This is a genomic window from Corynebacterium flavescens (genome assembly GCF_008693105.1).
GTDB classification, from domain to species: domain Bacteria; phylum Actinomycetota; class Actinomycetes; order Mycobacteriales; family Mycobacteriaceae; genus Corynebacterium; species Corynebacterium flavescens.
Genome location: NZ_VXKK01000026.1, coordinates 216,038 through 237,410 on the forward strand (window position 1 = coordinate 216,038; position 21,373 = coordinate 237,410).

The 21,373-nt window shown below is 57.3% G+C and carries 20 protein-coding genes, 2 tRNA genes and 1 pseudogene; 12 read left to right on the forward strand and 11 right to left on the reverse strand.

The annotated features are described in order from the left end of the window. Window positions 1-38 precede the first annotated feature (38 nt). From F4V60_RS05320 to F4V60_RS05335, 4 genes are read left to right on the forward strand one after another with little or no spacing between them, the layout of a single operon-like run. On the forward strand, window positions 39-1,055 hold the full coding sequence (locus F4V60_RS05320; RefSeq protein ID WP_075729678.1) for a 3-isopropylmalate dehydrogenase: 1,017 nt from the start codon (window positions 39-41) through the stop codon (window positions 1,053-1,055). Between the two features lie 20 nt (window positions 1,056-1,075). Then, entirely contained in the window at window positions 1,076-2,929 is a 1,854-nt protein-coding gene (locus F4V60_RS05325) for a DUF294 nucleotidyltransferase-like domain-containing protein (RefSeq protein ID WP_075729679.1), read from the forward strand. Beyond that, on the forward strand, window positions 2,929-3,570 hold the full coding sequence (locus tag F4V60_RS05330; protein WP_075729680.1) for a 3'-5' exonuclease: 642 nt from the start codon (window positions 2,929-2,931) through the stop codon (window positions 3,568-3,570). Before F4V60_RS05325 ends, F4V60_RS05330 begins: the two co-directional genes overlap by 1 nt. Before the next feature lie 49 nt (window positions 3,571-3,619). Continuing rightward, a complete protein-coding gene (locus F4V60_RS05335) occupies window positions 3,620-4,429 on the forward strand; it encodes a fumarylacetoacetate hydrolase family protein (protein WP_174775500.1) in 810 nt (269 codons plus the stop codon). 14 nt (window positions 4,430-4,443) lie between these two features. Here the strand turns inward: F4V60_RS05335 and F4V60_RS05340 are convergent, their stop codons facing one another. Further along, a complete protein-coding gene (locus F4V60_RS05340) occupies window positions 4,444-5,547 on the reverse strand; it encodes an isochorismate synthase (RefSeq protein ID WP_075729682.1) in 1,104 nt (367 codons plus the stop codon). A gap of 111 nt (window positions 5,548-5,658) precedes the next feature. Between F4V60_RS05340 and gltX the strand changes: the two genes are divergently transcribed. From gltX to F4V60_RS12745, 5 genes are all read left to right on the forward strand, one after another. Continuing rightward, complete coding sequence (gltX, locus tag F4V60_RS05345; protein ID WP_075729683.1) at window positions 5,659-7,149, forward strand: glutamate--tRNA ligase; 1,491 nt, start codon at window positions 5,659-5,661, stop codon at window positions 7,147-7,149. 188 nt (window positions 7,150-7,337) lie between these two features. Next, window positions 7,338-7,409: transfer RNA gene (locus F4V60_RS05350), tRNA-Gln, on the forward strand. Between the two features lie 37 nt (window positions 7,410-7,446). Then, window positions 7,447-7,522 (forward strand) — tRNA-Glu (locus F4V60_RS05355). Between the two features lie 139 nt (window positions 7,523-7,661). Then, the gene (locus F4V60_RS12740; RefSeq protein ID WP_249041623.1) at window positions 7,662-7,952 is read left to right on the forward strand and encodes a hypothetical protein; all 291 of its coding nucleotides are present in this window, start codon (window positions 7,662-7,664) and stop codon (window positions 7,950-7,952) included. Window positions 7,953-7,991: 39 nt separating this feature from the next. Beyond that, window positions 7,992-8,207 carry a hypothetical protein gene (locus F4V60_RS12745; RefSeq protein WP_249041624.1) on the forward strand — a complete coding sequence of 72 codons (216 nt, stop codon included), beginning with the start codon at window positions 7,992-7,994 and terminating at the stop codon, window positions 8,205-8,207. An 18-nt stretch (window positions 8,208-8,225) separates the two neighbouring features. On the opposite strand, the pseudogene F4V60_RS12965 reads toward F4V60_RS12745, so the two are convergent. The 9 genes and pseudogenes from F4V60_RS12965 to F4V60_RS05405 all read right to left on the reverse strand — a co-directional run. Further along, a pseudogene (locus F4V60_RS12965) lies at window positions 8,226-9,254 on the reverse strand (recombinase family protein); the annotation flags it as partial. Between the two features lie 126 nt (window positions 9,255-9,380). Further along, window positions 9,381-10,316, reverse strand: coding sequence for a hypothetical protein (locus F4V60_RS05370; RefSeq protein WP_141255826.1), 936 nt, complete (start codon window positions 10,314-10,316; stop codon window positions 9,381-9,383). Next, window positions 10,300-10,803: a hypothetical protein gene (locus F4V60_RS05375; protein ID WP_141255824.1), complete on the reverse strand. Its 504-nt coding sequence runs from the start codon at window positions 10,801-10,803 to the stop codon at window positions 10,300-10,302. The genes F4V60_RS05370 and F4V60_RS05375 overlap by 17 nt, the downstream gene beginning before the upstream one ends. A gap of 2 nt (window positions 10,804-10,805) precedes the next feature. Continuing rightward, window positions 10,806-11,285: a hypothetical protein gene (locus F4V60_RS05380; protein ID WP_141255822.1), complete on the reverse strand. Its 480-nt coding sequence runs from the start codon at window positions 11,283-11,285 to the stop codon at window positions 10,806-10,808. A 145-nt stretch (window positions 11,286-11,430) separates the two neighbouring features. Beyond that, complete coding sequence (locus tag F4V60_RS05385) at window positions 11,431-11,886, reverse strand: hypothetical protein (RefSeq protein WP_141255820.1); 456 nt, start codon at window positions 11,884-11,886, stop codon at window positions 11,431-11,433. A 159-nt stretch (window positions 11,887-12,045) separates the two neighbouring features. Further along, the gene (locus F4V60_RS05390; RefSeq protein ID WP_141255818.1) at window positions 12,046-12,849 is read right to left on the reverse strand and encodes a replication-relaxation family protein; all 804 of its coding nucleotides are present in this window, start codon (window positions 12,847-12,849) and stop codon (window positions 12,046-12,048) included. Window positions 12,850-13,039: 190 nt separating this feature from the next. Next, window positions 13,040-15,364: a type IV secretory system conjugative DNA transfer family protein gene (locus tag F4V60_RS05395; RefSeq protein WP_141255816.1), complete on the reverse strand. Its 2,325-nt coding sequence runs from the start codon at window positions 15,362-15,364 to the stop codon at window positions 13,040-13,042. Then, complete coding sequence (locus F4V60_RS05400) at window positions 15,361-15,567, reverse strand: hypothetical protein (RefSeq protein ID WP_141255814.1); 207 nt, start codon at window positions 15,565-15,567, stop codon at window positions 15,361-15,363. Before F4V60_RS05400 ends, F4V60_RS05395 begins: the two co-directional genes overlap by 4 nt. A gap of 244 nt (window positions 15,568-15,811) precedes the next feature. Then, window positions 15,812-16,462: an MT-A70 family methyltransferase gene (locus tag F4V60_RS05405; RefSeq protein WP_141255812.1), complete on the reverse strand. Its 651-nt coding sequence runs from the start codon at window positions 16,460-16,462 to the stop codon at window positions 15,812-15,814. 343 nt (window positions 16,463-16,805) lie between these two features. On the opposite strand from F4V60_RS05405, the gene F4V60_RS05410 reads away from it, so the two are divergent. Further along, entirely contained in the window at window positions 16,806-17,105 is a 300-nt protein-coding gene (locus tag F4V60_RS05410) for a hypothetical protein (protein ID WP_150387358.1), read from the forward strand. Window positions 17,106-17,113: 8 nt separating this feature from the next. Here F4V60_RS05410 and F4V60_RS05415 read toward each other — a convergent pair whose 3' ends face one another. Next, window positions 17,114-17,428, reverse strand: a complete 315-nt coding sequence (locus F4V60_RS05415; protein WP_141255808.1) for a hypothetical protein — start codon at window positions 17,426-17,428, stop codon at window positions 17,114-17,116. Window positions 17,429-17,568: 140 nt separating this feature from the next. On the opposite strand from F4V60_RS05415, the gene F4V60_RS05420 reads away from it, so the two are divergent. After that, complete coding sequence (locus tag F4V60_RS05420; RefSeq protein WP_141255806.1) at window positions 17,569-17,892, forward strand: site-specific integrase; 324 nt, start codon at window positions 17,569-17,571, stop codon at window positions 17,890-17,892. A 1,020-nt stretch (window positions 17,893-18,912) separates the two neighbouring features. After that, on the forward strand, window positions 18,913-21,369 hold the full coding sequence (locus F4V60_RS05425) for a type I restriction-modification system subunit M (RefSeq protein ID WP_141255804.1): 2,457 nt from the start codon (window positions 18,913-18,915) through the stop codon (window positions 21,367-21,369). Window positions 21,370-21,373 lie beyond the last annotated feature (4 nt).

The window sequence follows — 21,373 nt, forward strand, 5'->3', positions numbered from 1 at the left end:
AGCAAATTATCCAGCACGTGAGAAAGGAATCCCGCAAAATGAAACTCGCGGTTATTGGCGGAGACGGCATCGGACCAGAGGTAACGGCGGAGGCGCTGAAGGTTTTGCGTGCAGTGCGCGATGATATCGAAACCACCGATTATGATCTGGGCGCTCGGCGCTATCTGCGCAACGGCGAGCTTCTCACCGAGGAAGATCTCGCTTCACTGCGCGAGCATGACGCAATCTTGCTGGGTGCCGTTGGCGCCCCAGGTTCGGTTCCTCCCGGCATCTTGGAGCGTGGCCTCCTGCTCAAGATGCGCTTCGCACTCGATCATCACGTTAATCTGCGTCCCTCCAAGCTCTATCCCACCTCTCATTCTCCGCTGGCTAATCCCGGCGCGATCGACTTCGTCGTCGTTCGTGAAGGCACCGAAGGGCTCTACTGCGGTAACGGCGGAACCCTGCGCGAAGGTACCGAGCACGAGATCGCTAGCGAGATCTCCCAGAACACGCGCTTCGGCGTCGAACGCGTCGTGCGTGATGCCTTCGCCCGCGCGCAGGCGCGTCGCGGCCACCTCACGCTGGTGCACAAGACCAACGTGCTCGTTAATGCCGGCGGCCTGTGGCAGCGCACCGTGGATGAGGTAGCCAGTGAGTTCCCGGACGTCGAGGTGGACTACAACCATATCGACGCCGCTACCATCTACATGGTCACAGATCCCGGTCGCTATGATGTCATCGTCACGGATAACCTCTTTGGCGATATCCTTACGGATCTGGCAGGGGCCGTCACGGGCGGTATTGGCTTGGCAGCTTCCGGAAACATCGATGCTTCCGGAAAGAATCCTTCGATGTTTGAGCCCGTCCACGGCTCGGCGCCGGATATCGCTGGCAAGGGAATCGCCGATCCCTCCGCGGCTATATTGTCCGCAGCTATGCTGCTGCGCCACCTCGGCGACGAGGCCAATGCGGCCCGCATCGAGGAGGCCGTGGCGGCGGATGTCTCCACTCGTGGAGATGGCCCGCTCAATACCACGGAAATTGGGGATCGAATCGCGGCCGCACTGGCCTAGCCACACGGTATGTTTGACGCATGAGCGTCGAACTAGACGAGGTCCGTGGCTTCCTCGCCCAGCATGAGCCCTTTTCCCGCCTTACAGGCCCCGTCCTTGATGAGCTTTCCGCGGCGTTGCGTATTCGCTACGCACGCCGCGGGGAAGAACTCGTTGCCGCAGGAGCGAACAACGATACTCTTTTTATCATCCGCTCTGGAGCGGTCGATGTCATCGACCCGGACGGACTGCTCTTGGATCGCCGTGAGGCGGGTTTTGCCTGTGGCTACTCCTCGCTGGTCAGTGGCTCTCTGAGCCACTTTTCCCTCGAGGCCGTAGAAGATAGCCTCCTCTTTGAGCTAGATCGCCCCGGTTTTCTCGCTCTTATTGAGGAGAATCCGGCGGTCGAGCGCTTTTACTCAGCCCAGTCGCGCCAAGTCCGAGCAGCAGCAAAGGAGCTCGTGGATGACGCGCCGACCGATGTCCTGCGCACCAAGATCTCCGAGCTCTTGGGCGAGCCGGCGTTGCAGGCAACGCCTGAGACCAGCATCCGCGAGGCCGCCACATTGATGGCTGAGCGTGGGGTATCCTCCTTGCTCATTGCACAGGGCACGAGGCTGCAAGGGATCATCACCGATCGTGACTTACGCGCTCGAGTACTGGCCGCCGGGGTAGATCCAGCTACGCCTGTCTCCGAGATTATGACCCCGCACCCAGTCACGGTGGCCTCCGATGCGCCGGCTATGGAGGCGCTGCTGCACATGGCACAGATGTCCATTCACCATCTGCCTGTGGTTGATAGTGGCAAGCTCGCCGGGATCATCAGCCAGAGCGATATCACGCGGCTTTTGCACAATGACCCCATTTATCTCACCGCAGACTTTAGCCGGCGATCCTCGCCCGCAGCCTTGGAAGGCGCATATGGTGAGGCAGCTACCCTGGCCGCGCGCTACGTAGAACGCGGCAGCTCGCCGCAGGAGGCGGCGAGCATGCTCACCCTGGCTGCCGACGCCCTTGGCCGCCGACTGTGCACCCTCGCAGAGGAAGAACTGGGCCCGCCTCCTGTGCCTTATGCCTTCGTCGCGGTGGGCTCACAAGGCAGACGCGAGATGGCAATGGCCTCTGATCAAGACAATGCGCTGGTCTTAGATGATTCCTATGATGAGGCCGCGCACGGGGAGTACTTTGCGCAATTGAGTGAGTATGTCTGCAGCGGCTTGGCCGGCGCGGGCCAGGTGCTGTGCCCCGGGGAGATGATGGCAATGGTGCCGCGCTGGCGCATGACGGTATCTGACTGGAAGGCAACCTTCCACGATTGGATTGCCGCACCAGAGCCGGATGCCCTGCTCAACGCGCAGATCTTTTTCGATATGCGGTCCATCTTTGGCGCACAGCAGCTCGTCTCCGAGGTGCATTCCTATGCGGTTTCCGCCGCCCGCCCCGCGCGCAGGCTCCACGCTCACTTAGCAAGCCTAGCCGCGCGCCGCGAGCCGCCTTTGACATTCTTCCGCGGGCTCGTGGTTGAACGCGATGGGGACTACGCCGACACCCTTGACATCAAGAAGGGCGGAACGGCTGGCATTGTCCAGATGGCGCGTCTTTTTGCCCTGGCAGGGGGGATGGAAGCCGTAGATACGCGCGAGCGCCTGCGCCAATCCGCTGGGGATACGGTTAGTGCCCAGGGGGCGAGAGATCTGGAGGATGCCTTTGATTTCCTCACCTTTATAGGGCTGCGCCACCAAGCAGCGCAGCTGCGGGCGGGTGAGGCGCCGGATTATCACATTTCTCCTAAGTCCTTGACCAAGCTCGAGCGCGAACGGCTGCGTGATGCCTTCCGGGCTATTAAGTCCATGCAATCGGCGCTGGCCACGAAGTATCCCGTTCGGAATATCTGATGGGTATCTTCGATCGCTTTCGAGACCGGCTGGACCTGCAGGCGCCGGCGCCTTCGACAAGCGTGGCCGAGCTTGACCTTTTGGCGGTGGACATGGAGACCACCGGAGTGCGTCCGGGTAAGGACCGCCTTCTTTCCATCGGCTGGGTGCCGGTCACAGGCGGGCGAATAATCCTGGCACAGGCGGGCTACGTCCTCATCAAAGGATCGCAGGTGGGGGACTCGGCCACCATCCACGGCCTGACGGACCAGGCTTTGGAGGCGGGAGTGGACTATGACGAGGCCATCGCGAGATTGCTCGATGCGCTGCGCGGAAGGGCGCTGCTGGCACACTTCGCCGCCTTAGAAGTGGGTTTCTTGAGCGCAGCTACCACGAGGCTCCATGGTGTGCAGCCGCGGCTGCGGGTGGTGGATACTTTTGCCTTGGAGCGCCGGCACATGGAGCGGATGGGGACCTACCCGCGTGGAGAAGACCTGCGTCTACCCCGGGTGCGTGAGCGCTATGGATTGCCACGCTATGCAGCGCACAATGCTCTCAGCGATGCCCTGGCCTGTGCCGAGCTCTACTTGGCCCTGAGCGCAGACCGGGGGAGTGATACCTTGGGCGACCTCACCCGTGTTACACAGATTAACAACAATTAAGTGGAGCCTTTGCATAGCCGTTAATGAGGATCTTAGTAGTATGGCCGTTATGCGTTTAGGAAGAATTGCTCACCCTGATGGGATATGTTTTGCCGTTATTGACGGCCCCGATGAAGCTCCAGCAGAACAACTAGTAGCGAAGGAAATTGCTGGAACGCCCTTTACCAGCCCGGAGCCAACCGGACGCGAGTGGAAGTTGAGCGATGTCCGCCTCCTGGCTCCTACCTTGCCCACCAAGGTCGTTGCGCTGGGACGCAACTACGCCGACCACGTCGCCGAGGTATTCAAGCAGTCCGCGGATTCGCTTCCGCCGACCATCTTTATCAAGCCCTCTACCGCGGTCATCGGCCCAGGCGCCCCGATCAAGATCCCGGAATTCGCCACCAAGGTGGAGTTCGAGGGCGAGCTAGCCGTTGTCATCTCCAAGCCTTCGAAGAATATCAAGGCTGAAAACTGGAAAGACCACGTCTTGGGTTATACCATCTGCAACGATGTTTCCTCCCGTGACCTGCAATTTCAGGACGGGCAGTGGGCGCGCGCCAAGGGCATGGACACCTTCTGCCCGCTCGGCCCCTGGATCGAAACTGACCTGGACAAGCTCAACCTCGATGATCAGAAGATCAACGCTTTCCTGACCCATGATGGCCACCGTGAGCAGAAGCAGGACTCCAACACCGACCAGATGATCGTGAAGATGGGCGGCATCCTTGAGGAGATTTCCGCCTCCTTCACCCTCTTGCCCGGTGACGTCATCACCACCGGTTCTCCGGCTGGCACTGCACCGATGGTCCCGGGGGACTCCATCGAGATCGACATCCCTGGCGTGGGTTCGCTCATCAACCCCATCGCTCGGGCTTAGTTACAGGCTCAGCGCTAAAGCCCCAGCGCCCGCAGGATGGTGCGCAGCTTGGCCGAGGTCTCGGCCAGTTCCTCCTCGGCAATGGAATCCTCCACGATTCCGCCGCCTGCCCAGGCGCGGGCACTAAGGCCCTCGCCGCCCACTTCAGCGCAGCGAATGGCCACCATGTATTCTCCGTCCCCGCTGCTATCACACCAGCCCACGGCCCCGGCGTAGAAGCCGCGGTCGGTCTCGGCGGTATCGATAAGCGCCTGCGCAGCCTCGGTAGGGGTGCCACAGATAGCCGGGGTGGGATGGACTAAGGTGGCAAGCTCGAGGGCACTAATACTCGGATCCTGTAGGGTGCCGGCCACCGGTGTCCCCAGGTGCCACATCTCATTGGTGGACATCAACTCCGGCGTCTCCGGTGCGTCAAGGTGCGTACACAAGGGGCTCAAGATGCGGCGCAGATGCTTGACGACGAATGCGTGCTCCCGCAGGTCCTTCCCCGAGTGCAGGAGGTCTTGACCTGCGACATAATCGCGTGCCTTGTCTGCCAAGCGCGGGGTAGACCCGGCCAGCGGAAAGGCCGTGACCGTGGAACCCTGCTTCTTCACCAGTACCTCCGGTGAGGAACCAACGAGCATCGCGCCTGGGCGGCCGGCCGGGGTGAGATCAGCAATGAATCCATCGCGGTTGGCGGAAAGATCAATAAGGCGCGCGGCAACGAGGCGGGGATCCACTGGGCGCGCGAACTCGATGTCGACTGCGCGGGCCAGCACGACCTTCTCCAGCTTCGAGGACTCGATGGTGGCAATGGCTGCCTCCACGCGGCGCAGGTGCTCCTCGGGCTCGGGATCAAAACCCACCACGCGGGCCTGCAGCGTGCCCTGGCGATAGTAGGCATGTGGCTCGAGGGGGCCTTCCTCCCGAATGATGCTGCGTGGCACCGTCAACGCAGCCGGCTCACCCACATCAAAAGGCAGGGCGCCGACGACCATCTCCACCTCGCCGGCGCGCAGTGCCTCGATGGCATCCTGGGGATCCTGGAAGGTTCGCAGGCTGCCCTGGGTGCGCACCGATCCCGTTGCTCGGGAGAGGAGGAAATCGGGCGCGGTGGTGGGTCTGTCTGCGTGCATGTCCATCCACCTTAGTTCTTGGGCTTTTATCTACAGAATTCGCACCGGAAGATTGTCCAACTTTCCTCCCCTTATCCAAGCCGCGCACCTGCCTGAACTACGATGTAGGGCATGACTGAAGTTCGTGTACGTTTCTGCCCATCTCCAACCGGCACCCCGCACGTCGGCATGGTGCGCACCGCCCTATTTAACTGGGCCTATGCGCGCCACACCGGCGGCAAGCTCATCTTCCGCATCGAGGACACCGACGCTGCCCGCGATTCCGAGGAATCCTTCCAGGCGATTATCGATTCCCTCAACTGGCTCGGCCTGGGCTGGGATGAGGGAGTGGGCGTCGGCGGCCCCGACGCTCCCTACCGCCAGTCCCAGCGCATGGACATCTACGCTAATGTCCTTGAAAAGCTCAAGGAGGCCGGCTATGTCTATCCGGCCTATTCCACCGCGGAGGAAGTAGAGGAGCGCCACAAGGCCGCCGGGCGCGACCCGAAACTCGGCTACGACAACTTCGACCGCGATCTCACCGCAGAGCAGGTCGCCGAATTCGAGGCCGCCGGACGCAAGCCGGTCTGGCGCCTGCGCATGCCGGAGCAGGACTGGTCCTGGAATGATCTCGTGCGCGGGGAGCTGACCTTCAAGTCCTCCACCCAGCCGGATTACGTAGTCGCCCGTTCCAACGGCGCCCCGCTTTATACCCTGGTCAACCCAGTCGATGACGCGCTCATGCGCATCACCCACGTCCTGCGCGGCGAGGATCTTCTTTCCTCCACCCCGCGTCAGCTGGCCATGTATGAGGCACTCAAGGGTATCGGCATCGCCACCTTCACCCCGGAGTTTGGCCACCTGCCCTTCGTCATGGGGGAGGGCAACAAGAAGCTCTCCAAGCGTGACCCGCAGTCCAACCTCTTCAACCACCGTGACGCCGGCATCATCCCGGAGGGCATGCTCAACTACCTCTCCCTGCTGGGCTGGTCCCTGTCTGCCGATCAGGACATCTTCTCCGTCGATGAGCTCGTTGCCAATTTCGACATCCATGACGTGTTGGCCAACCCCGCCCGCTTCGACCAAAAGAAGCTCGAGGCCATTAATGCCAACCACATCCGTCTGCTCGAGCCCGCCGACTTCGCTACCCGCCTGCGCGAGTACCTGAGCGAATACACCGACTTCCCGGCCGACTACGACGCCGCCAAGTTCGCCTTCGCCGCCGACCTCCTACAGACCCGCATCAAGACGCTTTCCGAAGCCTATGGTCTCCTCGCCTTCCTCGTCATCCCCGACGCCGAACTCACCCTGGATGAGAAGTCCGCGAAGAAGAACCTCAAGGAAGACGCCCTCCAGCCCCTTGAGGTCTCCATCGACATTCTCGAAGGCATCGACCCCGCCAACTGGAACACCGCCACCATCGAGGCCGCCCTTTCCAAGGCCCTTATCGAGGACCTCGAACTCAAGCCCCGCAAGGCTTACGGTGCCCTGCGCGTTGCCATCTCCGGCCAGGCCGTCTCCCCGCCGCTGTTCGAATCCATGGAGCTGCTGGGCAAGGACTCCACCCTCTACCGCCTGCGTGCGGCCAAGGAGCGCACGCCCTTCGTCCCCGCCGCTCAGTAGGGAAGCAACTACTAGCTAACTTCCATGGTTGTCATTAGGTAACCAGACCACGCTCGCCCGGCGCCTCAAAAATCACCAACTAGCTGCCGATTTGGCGCTTTCGGGCGGTGGTGGTTATAGTTATAAACCGTTGCAGAGAGCGCGACGGAGCGAGTACAATCCCTCCGAACAGAGCTCAATGCAATGATTGGCCTATGGTGTAATTGGCAACACAGCGGTTTCTGGTACCGCCATTCTAGGTTCGAGTCCTGGTAGGCCAGCAGTGAGAACTGCTAAAGCAGCAATCACTAGTTCTATGCCCCGTTCGTCTAGCGGCCTAGGACGCCGCCCTCTCACGGCGGTAACACGGGTTCAAATCCCGTACGGGGTACCATCGTGTGCTTACACATACGAGTACGAAAGTTATTAGAGAAAACCAGGTCTTCGGACCTGGCTTTTTCTGTTTCTTGAGTTAGATCCAACCCTAGAGCCAGGTTCTCGTCCGGTTCTTGTTCGGGTACTGGCTCGGGTTGGTGCTCCAGCCCAATTGCCTGGTTTTCAGCGACGTTGGTGGTGCGGAAGACCAGCGTCCAAGGGGCGAGGTGGGCGTGGACGTGGTGGTCTTTGTCCTCAAGGGAGCAGACCAGCACCTTCTCGAAGAAGACCTGGTTCAGAAGACGCTTCTGGGTCGGGGAGGCTTTGTTGTATGCGGAGTAGCAGTTCGAGGCGAGACGAAGGGCAGTGTCGAGGAGGGCGTCTTGCTCCACGTCATCGCCCTCGAAGGACTTAAGTCGACGCTCGACCTGAGACAGGCTCTGTTCTAGTTGCTTCTGCTCCCTGGCCATCAGCTCCATCGGTAGGGCTTGGCCGTAGAAGGCTTCGAGGAGCTTCTCCTGTTTGCGGCGGATAGCTTGTTCCTGTGCCTTGAGCTGGTCGCGTTCTTCGTGACGGGAGGCGTTGTGGAGCTGGAGCTGTTCCTTGAGGCGAGGACGCATCAGGTCGAGGATCTCTCGTGGCACCTGGATGCGACGGTAGAGTTCTTCCATCTGTCCTTCGAGCCAACTCACCGGTACGGCTGACATCTGGCAGTTGGTGCGCTTGGAGAGCCTGCCGTTGCAGACAAAGTACTCATACTGCAGACCTTGATGGTTAGTGGGTTTCTGGAGGATCATGCGGGACCCGCAGTCGCCACACCAGACGGTAGATTTGAGGAAGTGGTCGTGCTTGCGCCGGCGTTCGCCTTGGCGGCGGCTATTGAGTGTCTGTTGGACGCGGTCGAAGAGACCTTGAGTGATCAATGGCTCGTGGTTGCCGGGGTACTCCACCCCGCAGTAGGTCGTGATGCCGAGGTAGTACTTGTTGGACAGCATGGCGTGGATGTAGCGCTTGCTGACGGCCTTTGAGGGGTAGACCCGGGTTGGCACGGTGGTAAGGCCTCTGGCGGCCAGCTCGTCGGTGAGATCGGCTACAGAGATGTTTCCTTCGGCGTAGCGTTCGAACGCCCACTGGACCAATGGGGCCCGTTCGGGATCTACCTCGACGGTGCGGGTTTCTACTCCCGTCTCGTAGATCCGGGTGTTGAGGTAACCCAGAGGTGCTTTGCCGGCGGTGCCTCCAGAGCGAACCTTCTGGTTCATACCCTTCGTTACTTCGTTGGCTAGGTTCTTGGAGTAGAACTCAGCGATCGAGCTCATGATGCCATGCATCAGGAGGCCGCCAGGAGTCTGGTCGATGTTCTCACTGGTGGAAACCAGGCGGACACCGAACTCGTCGAACTTGGCGTTGATGGCGACGTCGTCGGCCCGGTTACGAGCCAGGCGGTCGATCTTATGGACGATGATGTAGTCGACATTGCCCTGCTCTTCTTCAAGGTAACGCAGCAGGGCTTTGAGAGCTGGGCGGTTAGTGCTTGTGCCGGAGACTCCACGTTCTACGAACTCTTTGGCCACTACTGCGCCCAGACTCTGGGCTTTCTTCCTGTTGGCGTCTCGCTGGGCTGGAATGGAGAAGCCTTCAGATTGCCCACCCTTGCTGGCTTGCTCGCTGGTCGAAACGCGTAGGTACGTGACTGCTCGCTTGGGGGTCATACTTTCTGCGAAGGCAGCCATGGGGTTGAGATCGGTCATTACTTTTCCTTTCTGTAATCGCGTGTGCGTTTAAGTGGTATACACCCATTGACGCTTAATAACCTCGACAAGTCCAGGACTGGTTTGTGTCCTGGTACCTGCGATTTTCTGGTGGTTATTTAGTGCTTAGGCTTGAAAGACATGGATCCGACCTCCCCGCGACATCAATACAAATCCCATGCTGTCTTGGGCCCATTCCAGAAACTTATCTATGTCGAAATTTAGGATGTTTTCGGGGATTCCAGCCTTGCTGCGTGTTTCCTCAACGGCTTCGCTCCATCCCAGAGCATCGAAGGACTCCAGAGCCCATTCTTCGGGGTTGGCGTAGCTTCCTACGAAGATGGAATCGAAGTCCTCTTCTAGGCTCTCCAAAATCTCTGGAGCCTGGCTTTCATAGAAGCGATCCAGGTAAGCCAGGAAGGCATGAGGCTCACGTGAGATTAAGCGCCGAGCTGCTGGTAGGTGTTCTTGAGCTAGAGGATGGTGGCGCTGCTCCCATTCCTTAAGCGCGGCACTAGCCTTGTTTTCTCGTTCTATCTGAACCTGGATATAGGTCGGCATGAAGGCGTGGAATAGGCCACCGTCTTCCTCAATCACCATGCCGAGGCTTTGGCTGAACTTCACCGCTGCCTCTGGATTCCAGGTGAGCAGGTCCTGGGGCCACTCATTTTCTTCCTGCAACCGCTGGAGGTTTTCCTGTCCTCCAATGAGTTCGAAGAAGTCTTCGGCCCAGTGGTCTATGGTTTGGTAGCTTCCTAAGTAGGAGCTATCAAAGTGAGCGGTTATATCCTCGGGCTGATCTGGCAGATAGCAGGCCTTGAGATATGGGCCGAAAGCAGTTGGATTATCTTCTAGAATTAACTTTGCTTCCGAGAGATGTTCCGGCCGCACGTTCTCTAGCCACGCGCGGGCCTGATCTGGGGTCGGATTAGCGGTTTCATCTGAATCGACATGATTGGGCAACGCTAATCTTTCCAGGCTAGAAGGGCGGAATCTCAGGTTGGCTTGTCCGGTCACCATCACTTCGTTCGGGTTGCGATTACGGTTACGGCTGGAATACATGGAACTGCCCTCCAAAGAAGTGGATCTGGAAGCGTTGGTATTTCTTGGCCCAGTGGATGAAATAGTCAACACTCCATTCCAGTGCACCTTCAGGTATGTCATGCTCGCGCATCATGCGTTCGACTGCTTCGACCCAGCCAAGCTCTTGGTAAGACTCCATCACCCAGTCGAAAAGGCTGTCGTAGGATCCGATATAGGTTGAGTAGAAGTCTTCTTCGATATCGGCGGCACCATATTGGTAGTGGTGTTCAAGATAAAGCAGAAAACTTGCGCCGTGCTTTCGGCGAAGCTGCTTGGCAACGTCGCGATGCTCGGCAAGGAGATGTTCTGCCCAGCCCTCTTGCGTAACTGGTCCACCGGCAGTTTCAGAGTCATCATCTAAGAACAGTGAGCTGGTTGGGGAAATGTCATCAGGTAACTCGGGTGTCTGAGGTGTCACCTCTGCCTCTCGGTGCTCAAATGGTTGCTTTTTCGATTGTTCACACATGGCTACTGTTCCTCTCGAGGCTGACGGCTAAATACCGTTACTTGACCGCCTTGGAAGATGAAGTCCAGGTCATCCTTGAGTCGGTCGACTAATGCCATTTCGGCCAACGACATGTGTTTTTCGAGATGGCCGAGCGTATTTAAGAGCGTCTCCACCGCCTCCATCGGCTCCATGTGATAGGCCCAGTTCCGGGTGAACTCGTCTACCGAGTTGTAGGTACCCCAGTAGTTTTCATCGAATCGCTCCACGGTTTGTTCATCATCGGAAGTTATTTGATGACGCTGTCGGTAGAGCTCATACGCTGCTAGTTCATCGGAGTTGAGCTCGTCAAGATGATGACCGTGTGGCTCGTCCTCATCTTGAGTTGATGAAGCCATAGCTGCTGACTCGTAGAGCTCGGTTAGTGTGTAACGTTCGAGGTTTTCCTGGTCAGGGTTGTCGATGTTCGGGGGAGGCCCGAATTTTTCAGGATTCTTGTTCATGATGAATCCTCCTTTCGTTATTGCATTTAGCTATATTTTTTGAGTTATATCCACTCATTTGTTCGAAATGAGGGAAGTTTGGGGGGGTGCCGAGCTTTCCCACTACTTGGTAGGTAGTGGTCTGCTCGGCACCGATTCCAGGTACTTAGTTTTCTTTCGACACGAGGGGCTCTCGGCGGAAGATGAACCAGTTTCTTGGGCCTTCTACGACGTGGAAGTCCGCAAGCAACCTATTCCAGAGCACGACCACATCAACGACGGGAGGAACGTCATGAGGGTCGTCCTGATCCAGCCAGATCGGTTCGATCTCACCTCGGGCTTCGAGCAGTTCCAGCAAGGCGTAGATGGCCTCATCTTTCGTCGCCGCCTCAACCAGGTAGGAGCCCAGAAGATCCTTCTCGAGGTTGACTGGGTCCCACATTGGCCGTGGCTGGCAGATCAGATAGGCCACCAGGGCCTCGGTGTATGACTGCCGGTAGATCCGTTCAGCGATTTCGAACCACGCTGGATCTTGGAGCAGCCGCTCCAATAGCTGTCCTACTTGCTTCGTCGAGACGGTCGCCTCGAAATCGGCATGCAGAGGGTTGTTATTGTTTGTCATGATGTCCTCCTTTCGTTTGATTGATGATCATGACTCCGGTGGAATCACCTTCTTTTCCTACTGGTAGTAGGACGAGGATGGGTTCCAGTACCGGGTTTGGGGAGATGCCTCAGGTGCGCTGTTTCTGAAGACGAGCTGCAACTAACTGGGGCACCAGGTCTATGGCGGAGGAACGACACCGAGGTAGTTTTCCGGACCATCGCGAACTAGATGTGGAAGATCCTCCAGGGTCAAGACGATCCAGAGATCACTAGGCAGATCGGGCTCGCTGGCTAAGTAGCGTCGTAGCTGATCGCGGCGCTTCTCAGTAGGCACTAGCCAGAGGATGGCGGGAAACATACCGGTCTTTTCTTGCTCCACTCCACTTCTGAGGTAGTCGCCATACGCTCTGGTTTTGTTTACAACCCGAGCAGGATTTTCGGTAGCTCGGTCAACTTCAACGAAATAGCGGTCGGTGAAATCTAGCCCAGTAATCTCGACCGCTAAGTCAGGCTTGAGAGTGATGACTTGTCCGTGGGCTCCGACGTAATCGCGCCAGCAGGCTGGCTCCTGATAGATACCGACCTTCCATCTATCCATTCCTTGGATGGTTTCGGTGAACACGAGGCTTACCTCAGTGGCCGCCAAGAGATGTCCAAGAAAGGTGGTTGAAATTTCCTGCGGTCGTTGGCGTCGGGAAGTACCTGACACGACCCGATATCCAGAGGTGCTCAGCGCCCAGATTGATACCGAGGAACCTCCCTGCCACCCACCGATCCGCCTCTCTAGTCGCACGACTAACTCTCGGTTCTCGAGCTTCTGGAGGTGCCTGAGCGTTTGGCGCAGTGCGGAACGCTGGGAGCCATAGTGATGGGTAGTGAAGCGCGATAGTTGATGAGTCGTGGCGAAGCGGTGGGTCTGCAGTCGTTCGAGCAGTTCTTGATGAACCGGGTAGGAAGGGGTCAAGAAGTTTGGGAAGTTCATGACATGACTCCTGTTTGGTTGGCCTGGGTATTGGGCTGGGGGCGGTGACCCCGGTTAAGGGGGTCAGTCACCGGCGGAGTTTGGGGCTTTTGGCGCACGTCCGGCAGATCTGGTGAATAACTCACCAGAGCCAAACGTCTAGCGAACCGTCTCGACATTTCACCCCGCCTGGATCGAAAACTTGGGGAAATCATGAGATATCCTCCTCGTCCGAGGCTGGCTGCACGGGCGCGGTACGTATCCGACCGACCTTCGGTTTGGGGGTCTCTGAGCGCTTGCCTGGTTCTGGTCCTAATCCTGGATTGGGTGGAGCTTCGGTAACGGTGCCGGTTTGCGCCGGCGTGTCAGCTGCTGAACCGCGAGCTGTTCTCACCCGCCCGACTGGAGCAGCTGGAGTCTCGGGAAGACGAAGCCGAGTCAGCTCGACCAAAGCGGCTTCAGTCTCCGAGGCACTCACGCCGTAGCGTTCGTGGCTGTGGAGATAGACAACCGAGGGGTCTTGTAGCGGTCGAGAGGGCGGCAACGTCGAGACTGCGAACCAGTCCGTTCCCTGCCCCTGGTGCATGAGGTTGACGTAGGCGTGGTATTTAGGCAGAAGCTGGAAGTCCGCTGCCTCCAGCTTGTTGGTGGTCTTGGCTAGGTAGCTGGCATCGGCACCGTTGAGACCGAAGACGATCTTGCTTCTGGTGTTGGAGTCAATGGCTGCTTGCATCGCTGGAGTTAGCTGGGAGCGGTACTGGTTTGCCAGAGTGAAGGCTGCACCTAGAGAACGAGCCTGAGCTAGGGCGTCCGCCAGATCGCCGGGGATCCCGGAGATGAAATCGTGCACCTCGTCGATGTAGATGCCCACGATGTGCCGGCGTTCAGGTGGGTCGGATTGGCGAGCGAGGATACGAGCCCAGAGCTGACCTACCAGCAGTGAACCAAGCAGCCTGGCGGCTTCAGCTCCGAGCAGGCCCTTGTTGAGCGAGAGCACCACGATCTTTTTCCTCGAGAATAAGTCCTCGAGATCGAACTTTGGTTTCGGTTGGCCAAGCATGGCTCGAAGCGTTGGGCGGAGGATGAGTTGGCGCAGTTTATTTAGTACCGGCGCAATCTCTTGGGCTTGTCGATCGGGTTTCTTAGCGTCGTACTGTTCCCAGAAACTATCTACTCCCAACGGATCGTCACTTCCCTTCAACGCTTCTTTACGAAACGCTGGATTGGTTAGGAGCGGCGATAACCAGAGCAGGTTGGCTTCGGGGATTCTGGCCAGTGTCAGGAGTGCAGCGCTTAGAACATCAGCTGTTCTGATTCCCCAGTTCTCATGGAACAGTGCCTCGAAGGTCGATAGGAGCGTATCGGCGGTAACGTGCTCTAATCTCTTTGGCCCAGCTAGCGGATTGAACCCGACCGGGCTGGTACTGCTGGGATCAAGGACGACAACATCGCCGTGACGCTTTATCGGTACCCGGGACAAGACGTCTGTTGCCAGATCACCTTTGGGGTCGATAACCAGCACCCCTCTGCCGGCATTGATATCTTCCATAATGAGATTGAGCATGACGGAGGATTTGCCGGAACCAGTGGGCCCGAGCAGATGGGTGTGAAAAGCGGCGTCTCGGATGGGAATGCCGATCATCTGGGTGTACCCGGGGGCGGCTGCCTGGGCGAAGATGCGCTCCATCCGCCCAAGCAGTGGTGGTGGCAGCATCCGTGGATGGAGGTTACCGATGACGGGCATGGGAGGCTCGCCGACCGGCCAACCGGACAGTCCGACCAGATCGTAGCTGCGTAGCCGCAGTGGCCAACGGCGGGGGAGCGATACTCGATTGAGATGGGCTGGTTCTTCCCTCTCCAGCCGGATGCGAGACTCCGTTGTCTCGAGTACACGCAACGCCCCGAGAATCTGATTGCCAAGGTATCTGGCCCGAGCATCCCCCGCCCCAGCGATACCGACTCGCAGGTTGGCGTGGGCTCCATGGAGATCAGCTGAAGCCCGATACTGAGCTGTCTGTGCTGATAATTCCTTTGGCCTCCTTGTTGGTGGACCTAAGACCGCGCCGGCTAGTAATTCGAACCAGCTTGGGGAGATAGGGCGAGCATGAACCGGAGGCAAGATGCGCCGTCCAACCAGGAGTTGAAGTGTCAGCTCTTCACCAGTACCGAGACGTGAGAGCGTGCCATAGAGACCACGAATAGCTGCTACCACTCGCTCCGGTTGGGTTGAAAGAGTACCGCTGGTGATTTTGATCTTTCCAGCGAACTCGACGTCTTCTCGAGGTCCAGCTTCCGTCTGGTGAACATCTAGATGGGTGGACAACAATCCGGTGATGGAACTGACCTTCGTCTCCGGTGCACCGACCAGCCAGCGGATACCGGCGGTAGTGGCCCGCATCTCAATCACAACACTGCCGAACATGCCGTTGGAGCACAGGTGCTCGAATGCAGTGGCAGCGCCTGAGGGAGTAATCATCTCGGAAAAGAAGATCTCTTGCCATAATATGGTCGGGCGTTTGCGCGTCAGGTTTTTCATGATGAGTCTCCTTTCTTGGATTTGGTGTGACGGGCCTGGCCTTTGGTCTTGGACTTCTGCCCCTTGGTTTGATGGATAGTCTCGGCGATCAGTACGAGTGCTTTGGCGAACTCATCGGGGTCAACTGCCGGTGTCCACTGCGGGGCGAGGTAGTGAGCCTGGCCGGTAGAATCGTCTGGTTGCTTAGCTGGTGAGGCAGTCATCGGACTCCTCCCCGGTGGCGATGCTGGAGGCGGCCTACCAGTTCTGTCTCTGACGCAGCCACCAGATAACGCTCACAACTCCGGTGACAATAACGGCGATGAGTAGCACCCAAGGCCAGATCGCAAGGATCAGCTCCAAACTGATCTGGAGACAAATGACGCCGCCGAGTATGAGTGCGCTCCCACGGAAGAACCTCGCCGGCCATGAGCTTGGATTGGAATTGGTGGGCATGTTTTACACCTCTCATGACTGATCTCCGGTTTGAGACCGAACCTCAAGTTGGTCGCTGGGGACTTCAAAACCCCAACGCGCGAGTGAGATGGTGGCATCGACCTCGTTGCCCCAGACATCCCAATGGGCCCGAGACGGTGCCTCACGGCGGGCAAACAGCTCCAGGAATCGGCCCTCACCCGCCAGGCGCTCGACAATGTGATGGACTTCTTCAGGTTTATGCGAGTGCTCCTGAAGTGGATGGAAACCCCAGTTGGGCTGGGAGCGGAAGGCGACCTTGGTGCCTTTACCGCGCACCCCGAGAAGTAGGAGCTCGCCGGCGTTACGGAAGGTGTTACCGAGCGTGAAGCGCGGTTTAGCCCAGAAGTAGAAGCTCGTGTAGCGGAAACCCCATGCTTCAAGAACCCGAAGGCCATCGGGCACGGTGGCGTTGGTGACCCAGAGGAAGCAAAAGGAGTTATCAGCTGCGATCTCTCTAATTCCCTCACCCATGGCGCAGATGCGGTCGGTGGTCATGAGTTCGTAGTGCTGGGAGGCTCCATACTTGCCCTTTTGCGACGGCACCCATGGTGGGTCCGCATAAATCGCGGTGTAGGTCCCAGCTGCTGGCGTAGGTGGCGGAATGCTGGCGGCAGAGCCCTGGTGGTTGGTGTTGATAGTCATGATTCGATCTCCTTTGGAAAAGAGGGGTTAGTGGTTCGTGAGCGTGGAGCAGGTCGCCGGAAACCTCCTGGTCGGCTGGCTCTGGCCCTATTACCCGATAAACGGTGTGGAATTAAAAGATGTGGAAAAATGCCGCTGACCCCGATCCGACACCGCCAGACCCTTAAGAAGTGGTCAAAGTGGTGCCGGCTAGCTACCGGTGTGGAATTAACAACGATGAAGCGCTGAGCGGCCTTAACAGAGGTGAGAGAGGTTGGGATTGTCAAGAGATTGGCGAATATCATTGCTGGTGTGCCAATGGTCTGAGATTCGGTAGTCACTGGCAATCCCCTTATCTTTTTCCTTGGCCTGGCCCGTGCTGATCGTCATCCCAGATCCCATCGTCTGGGTGGTTAAACAGGTAGTTGTAGCGGTAGTCGACCTCGTCGATCTTCCGACGGGCTTCGAGATAGTCCTGAAACAGCTCGAACGAGGGATTAGCGGACGTCTCTTGCCTCAACTCTCTGGGCGTGCCTTCGAACAAGATGAGGCCGCAGACCCAGAAATAGACCGCGAATACCCCGAGAGCGATAGCAAGAAGAGATTGGTGATTGACTCCTGCGAGGACCGCAGGAATGAAACAGACGTAGCCGAGAAGGAATAGGAACCGGTTCATTTGAATCGCCGCCCTGAAACCCGATTGGCTGCGGACTGGGCGTAGTTGGCAATGATGGGCTCGATGTAGCGAGCTACCTCAGGGGTGCGCTCGCAGTGCTCCTTTGCTCGATTGACCAACGCTGCGGTGTGGTTCAATACCTGATCAGCCAATGCGGCTTGGGTGTAATCCTCGAACATTTCAAGCTCTGCGTGCGATTTGATCTTGGCGGCTTCTAACCGAGTCTGGTGATCAAGTGCTTCGAATTGGTTGGGTTCATTTCGGGATAGGTCGCGCCTACCGCCAAAGAATGGAACTAGGTTGGATGACATTGCGTTGCCCTTCTCCAGTACTCTCGACCTACCCCGTGAGGCTTACGGTCGGGCCGCTCCTTTAGCGACTGGATTCAGACTAAAACATAGGTCTACCTGCAATAAAGCATAAGCATGATAACTCTCTTTAGACTGGAGCAATGACCGAAGAATCTCGATACCCCGACAACGAAATGATGTTTGCGAAACCTCTTCCGGATGAGTGGCTGGAGTTTGCAGACTTGAGAGAGGATCTCCTCCTAAACTATGGCTACAACACAGCTCGGGCCTACTGGAATGACCTAGAGGAATGGTTCTGGTGGTCGATCGAAAGAGATAAGGACGTACTTGACCTCAGCGAAAAAGATCAGAAGCAGTACATCGCGCTGCTGAGACGGAGGAAATACAGCGAGAGTACGATCCGCCGAAGACAGGTGACGCTTCGGCTCCTGTACCGGCTTCGGGACGAAAACCCAAAAGGATAAGGGTTCCACGATGAGGAGTCTTTATGTGATGCATAATTTAAGTTAATAGATGACCGTAAATTATAGGATGGTGAGATCGCAGGAAAACTAAGTCAGCTGGCCACCGCGACTTCTACCTCAACCACGATTCCGCTCGACGTGGCAGATTTCTCGAGCTTAAAAAGCCGGTCTTGAGGAGTATCAACAACACAATCGTGTCGTGTCAGCTAGGCACTCTATGTGGCACATTCAATTCCATCTGCGCTCGGCTGATCGACCAGATAATCGAGAAGGCGAAGCGCTCTATCGATATCTGACTTGTCAGCTTTGGCTGTTTCAACATTTCCGAATCCGCTATCGAGCTTGGCGTCTAACTTCATTATTATTGCGTAAATTTTTATTTAGTTGTTCCTTGTATATTGCTCTTTATTATGAAGCAAGGCTGAGTGTAGGTGAAGGATGAAAATTGCAACATTGGTGGAGGTCAGCGGACCTTGGGTCACCGTCGCAGGCAAGCAGCCCCCGTCCGGGATGAGAGCTCGCGAGCCTCTTCTTCCGAGGTAAGATAATCCACCAGTGCTCCCCCTTTAGATCATCAACAACCCAGTCCACATAGCTATCCATGTCCGAGGTGTCATTAGTTGCGTACATGCCGTGGAATTTATCCGTGACCTCATGTGGGCGAACAGAATTCGCGCCCATTGCAGTAGGCAGGCCATGCAGCTGCCCCGGGTGATACGAACAGTTGAGCCGACATCGGATGAGGTGGCCAGCATGAGCTGGAGTGATGCAGGGTTTCACAAAACTACTGTTCAGGGTATAATTGCACCATTAGCATTTGCCCGCTCCCTGTGTTCGCGAACCATGCCAGGAGGCGTGGACGGAATGGTTAACGGGTATTGCTCGACGTTAATGTCTGACGCGGTCAGTAATGTCGGTATCAACTAGAAGATAAGCCACGTTCCGTGGAGGAGACGAACAGCATATGACCTTAAGAGCCCAAGGTAAGAAGTTAGCGGCCAAGCTGCCGAAGGTGGTGGCATGGTAGTGGCTCTTAAGAAATCTCATCTTTATGGTTCCCTCTGGAAAAGCGCCGATGAGCTGCGCGGCGGCATGGACGCTAGCCAGTACAAGGACTACGTCCTAACGCTGCTCTTCGTAAAGTACGTCTCGGATAAGGCCAAGAGCGATCCTTACAGCCTGATCGAGGTTCCCGAGGGTGGCTCTTTCGATGATCTGGTTGCCGTGAAGGGTGCCCCGGACATCGGCGAGAAGATGAACATCGCCATCCGCCGGCTGGCTGAGGAGAACGACCTACAGGGCGTGATCAACAACGCCGACTTCGATGACCCAAACAAATTGGGCGAAGGCAAGGCGATGCAGGATCGCCTGACCAACCTCATTAGCATCTTCCAGGACATCGACTTCACTGGTTCGCGTGCTGAAGGTGACGACCTGCTCGGGGATGCGTATGAGTACCTCATGCGACATTTTGCAACAGAGTCCGGCAAGAGCAAGGGCCAGTTCTACACCCCGGCTGAGGTTTCCAGGATCATGGCTCAGGTGCTGGAAATCCCGAAGGATGCTCCCCGCTCCACCACCGTTTATGACCCGACCTGTGGATCTGGTTCGCTGTTGATCAAGGTGGCAGACTCTGCGCCCAACGGTTTGTCGATCTATGGCCAGGAGAAGGATAACGCCACCTGGGCTTTGTCTCGAATGAACATGATCCTGCATGGCAACGAGACGCATGACATTCGCCAGGGAGACACGCTCTCTGATCCAAAGTTCCTCAAGGCCGAGCAACTACAGACCTTTGACTACTTCGTCGCTAACCCGCCGTTCTCCGTAAAGACCTGGAAGAACGGTTTCGACAAAGAGTACGGACGGTTCGACGGTTTCGCTGAACCGCCGGAGAAGAACGGTGACTACGCATTCCTACTTCACATGGTGAAGTCTCTTAAGTCTGACGGTCGGGGAGCGGTGATTCTTCCCCACGGAGTGCTCTTCCGTGGCAACACTGAGGCCCAGATCCGTGAAGAGCTAATCAGGCGTGGCCTGATTAAGACGATCATTGGATTGCCGGCCAACCTATTCTACGGAACTGGCATTCCGGCTTGCATCATCGTTATCGATAAGAAGGAAGCGGCTAACCGGACGGGCATCTTTATGATCGATGCCTCCAAGGGGTTTGAGAAGGACGGCGCTAAGAACCGTCTGCGTCCTCGAGATATGCGCAAGATCATCGACACCTACCTCGCCGGTGAAGCAGTTGAGCGTTACGCACGAATGGTGCCGCTGTCGGAGATCTCCGATGCGAAGAACAGCTACAACCTCAACATTCCGCGCTATATCGACACCTCTGAACCTGAAGACATCCAGGATCTGGAAGCCCACCTTAAGGGTGGTATTCCGAACCGAGATCTCGATGCCTTAGTCGAATACTGGGATGCTTTCCCGAACCTGCGTAATGAGCTGTTCCGGCCTCTCCGCGAGGGATATTCAGAGCTCACAGTGGAGCCCGAGCAGGTAGCCAAGGTGATTGAGGAATCGGAGGACGTCAAAGCTTTTACCTCGACTGTCTCCAAGGCTGTTGAGGAATGGTGGAACTCTCACCGAGGCCAACTGGAGGCGATTGACTCCCAGACCAGGCCTCAGCAGCTGATTGAGGATCTTGGCGATGACCTGCTGGAGAAATTCCGGGGTCGCCCGTTGATCAGTGAGTACAGCGTGTACGAGCAGCTGATGAGTTATTGGAACGACACTATGCATGATGATGTCACCCTGATCGTCGGTGCTGGATGGGTTGATGCTGCGCAACCTCGTGAAGCTCGCATCACTGGCTACGACAACAAGAAGAAGCCGAAGTACGAGAGCGCCGATCTAGTCTTTGGCACGGGAGTCAAGGCTCAACGCTGGGTGACTGACCTGATCCCGCCGGCGCTGATCATCGACCGGTACTTCGCCGACGAGAAGACCGAGCTGGAGCGGCTGACTGCCGAACAGGAGCGCATCAGCCAGGAGCTACAAGAGTATATCGAGGAGCACGCAATCGAAGAGGGTTTGCTCTGGGAGGCCGTCAACGTTGACGGTGGCATCAAGGTCAAGGATGCTCGCGACCGACTGAAGACTGCCAAGCTAGAAGACGCCGAAGCCGACGAGATTGCCGCGCTGAACACGGTGATCAAGCTGTTTGCATCAGAGACTGCAGCGAAGAAGGCAGTCAAGGATGGAATGTTGCAGCTGGACACGAAGGTGATTGCAACGTACGCCAAGCTCTCCGAGGAGGAGATCCGTGAGCTGGTAACTAGCGACAAGTGGCAGACTGTCGTCGCAGGTCGGTTTGCTAGTGAAGTCGATACTGCAACCTACCAACTGACACGCCGTATCCAAGAGCTCGGCAAGCGATACGACGAGACTGTTGATGATCTCGACGCTGAACTAGAAGACCTTCAGAAGAAGGTGGCGGTCCACCTAGCGGATATGGGGATTCAATGAACAC

Coding starts and splice junctions, on each gene's coding strand:
- F4V60_RS05320 (WP_075729678.1), top strand. CDS start 39: ATGAAACTCGCGGTTATTGGCGGAGACGGCATCGGACCAGAGGTAACG.
- F4V60_RS05325 (WP_075729679.1), top strand. CDS start 1,076: ATGAGCGTCGAACTAGACGAGGTCCGTGGCTTCCTCGCCCAGCATGAG.
- F4V60_RS05330 (WP_075729680.1), top strand. CDS start 2,929: ATGGGTATCTTCGATCGCTTTCGAGACCGGCTGGACCTGCAGGCGCCG.
- F4V60_RS05335 (WP_174775500.1), top strand. CDS start 3,620: ATGCGTTTAGGAAGAATTGCTCACCCTGATGGGATATGTTTTGCCGTT.
- F4V60_RS05340 (WP_075729682.1), bottom strand. CDS start 5,547: ATGCACGCAGACAGACCCACCACCGCGCCCGATTTCCTCCTCTCCCGA.
- gltX (WP_075729683.1), top strand. CDS start 5,659: ATGACTGAAGTTCGTGTACGTTTCTGCCCATCTCCAACCGGCACCCCG.
- F4V60_RS05370 (WP_141255826.1), bottom strand. CDS start 10,316: ATGTATTCCAGCCGTAACCGTAATCGCAACCCGAACGAAGTGATGGTG.
- F4V60_RS05375 (WP_141255824.1), bottom strand. CDS start 10,803: ATGTGTGAACAATCGAAAAAGCAACCATTTGAGCACCGAGAGGCAGAG.
- F4V60_RS05380 (WP_141255822.1), bottom strand. CDS start 11,285: ATGAACAAGAATCCTGAAAAATTCGGGCCTCCCCCGAACATCGACAAC.
- F4V60_RS05385 (WP_141255820.1), bottom strand. CDS start 11,886: ATGACAAACAATAACAACCCTCTGCATGCCGATTTCGAGGCGACCGTC.
- F4V60_RS05390 (WP_141255818.1), bottom strand. CDS start 12,849: ATGAACTTCCCAAACTTCTTGACCCCTTCCTACCCGGTTCATCAAGAA.
- F4V60_RS05395 (WP_141255816.1), bottom strand. CDS start 15,364: ATGAAAAACCTGACGCGCAAACGCCCGACCATATTATGGCAAGAGATC.
- F4V60_RS05400 (WP_141255814.1), bottom strand. CDS start 15,567: ATGACTGCCTCACCAGCTAAGCAACCAGACGATTCTACCGGCCAGGCT.
- F4V60_RS05405 (WP_141255812.1), bottom strand. CDS start 16,462: ATGACTATCAACACCAACCACCAGGGCTCTGCCGCCAGCATTCCGCCA.
- F4V60_RS05415 (WP_141255808.1), bottom strand. CDS start 17,428: ATGTCATCCAACCTAGTTCCATTCTTTGGCGGTAGGCGCGACCTATCC.
- F4V60_RS05420 (WP_141255806.1), top strand. CDS start 17,569: ATGACCGAAGAATCTCGATACCCCGACAACGAAATGATGTTTGCGAAA.
- F4V60_RS05425 (WP_141255804.1), top strand. CDS start 18,913: ATGGTAGTGGCTCTTAAGAAATCTCATCTTTATGGTTCCCTCTGGAAA.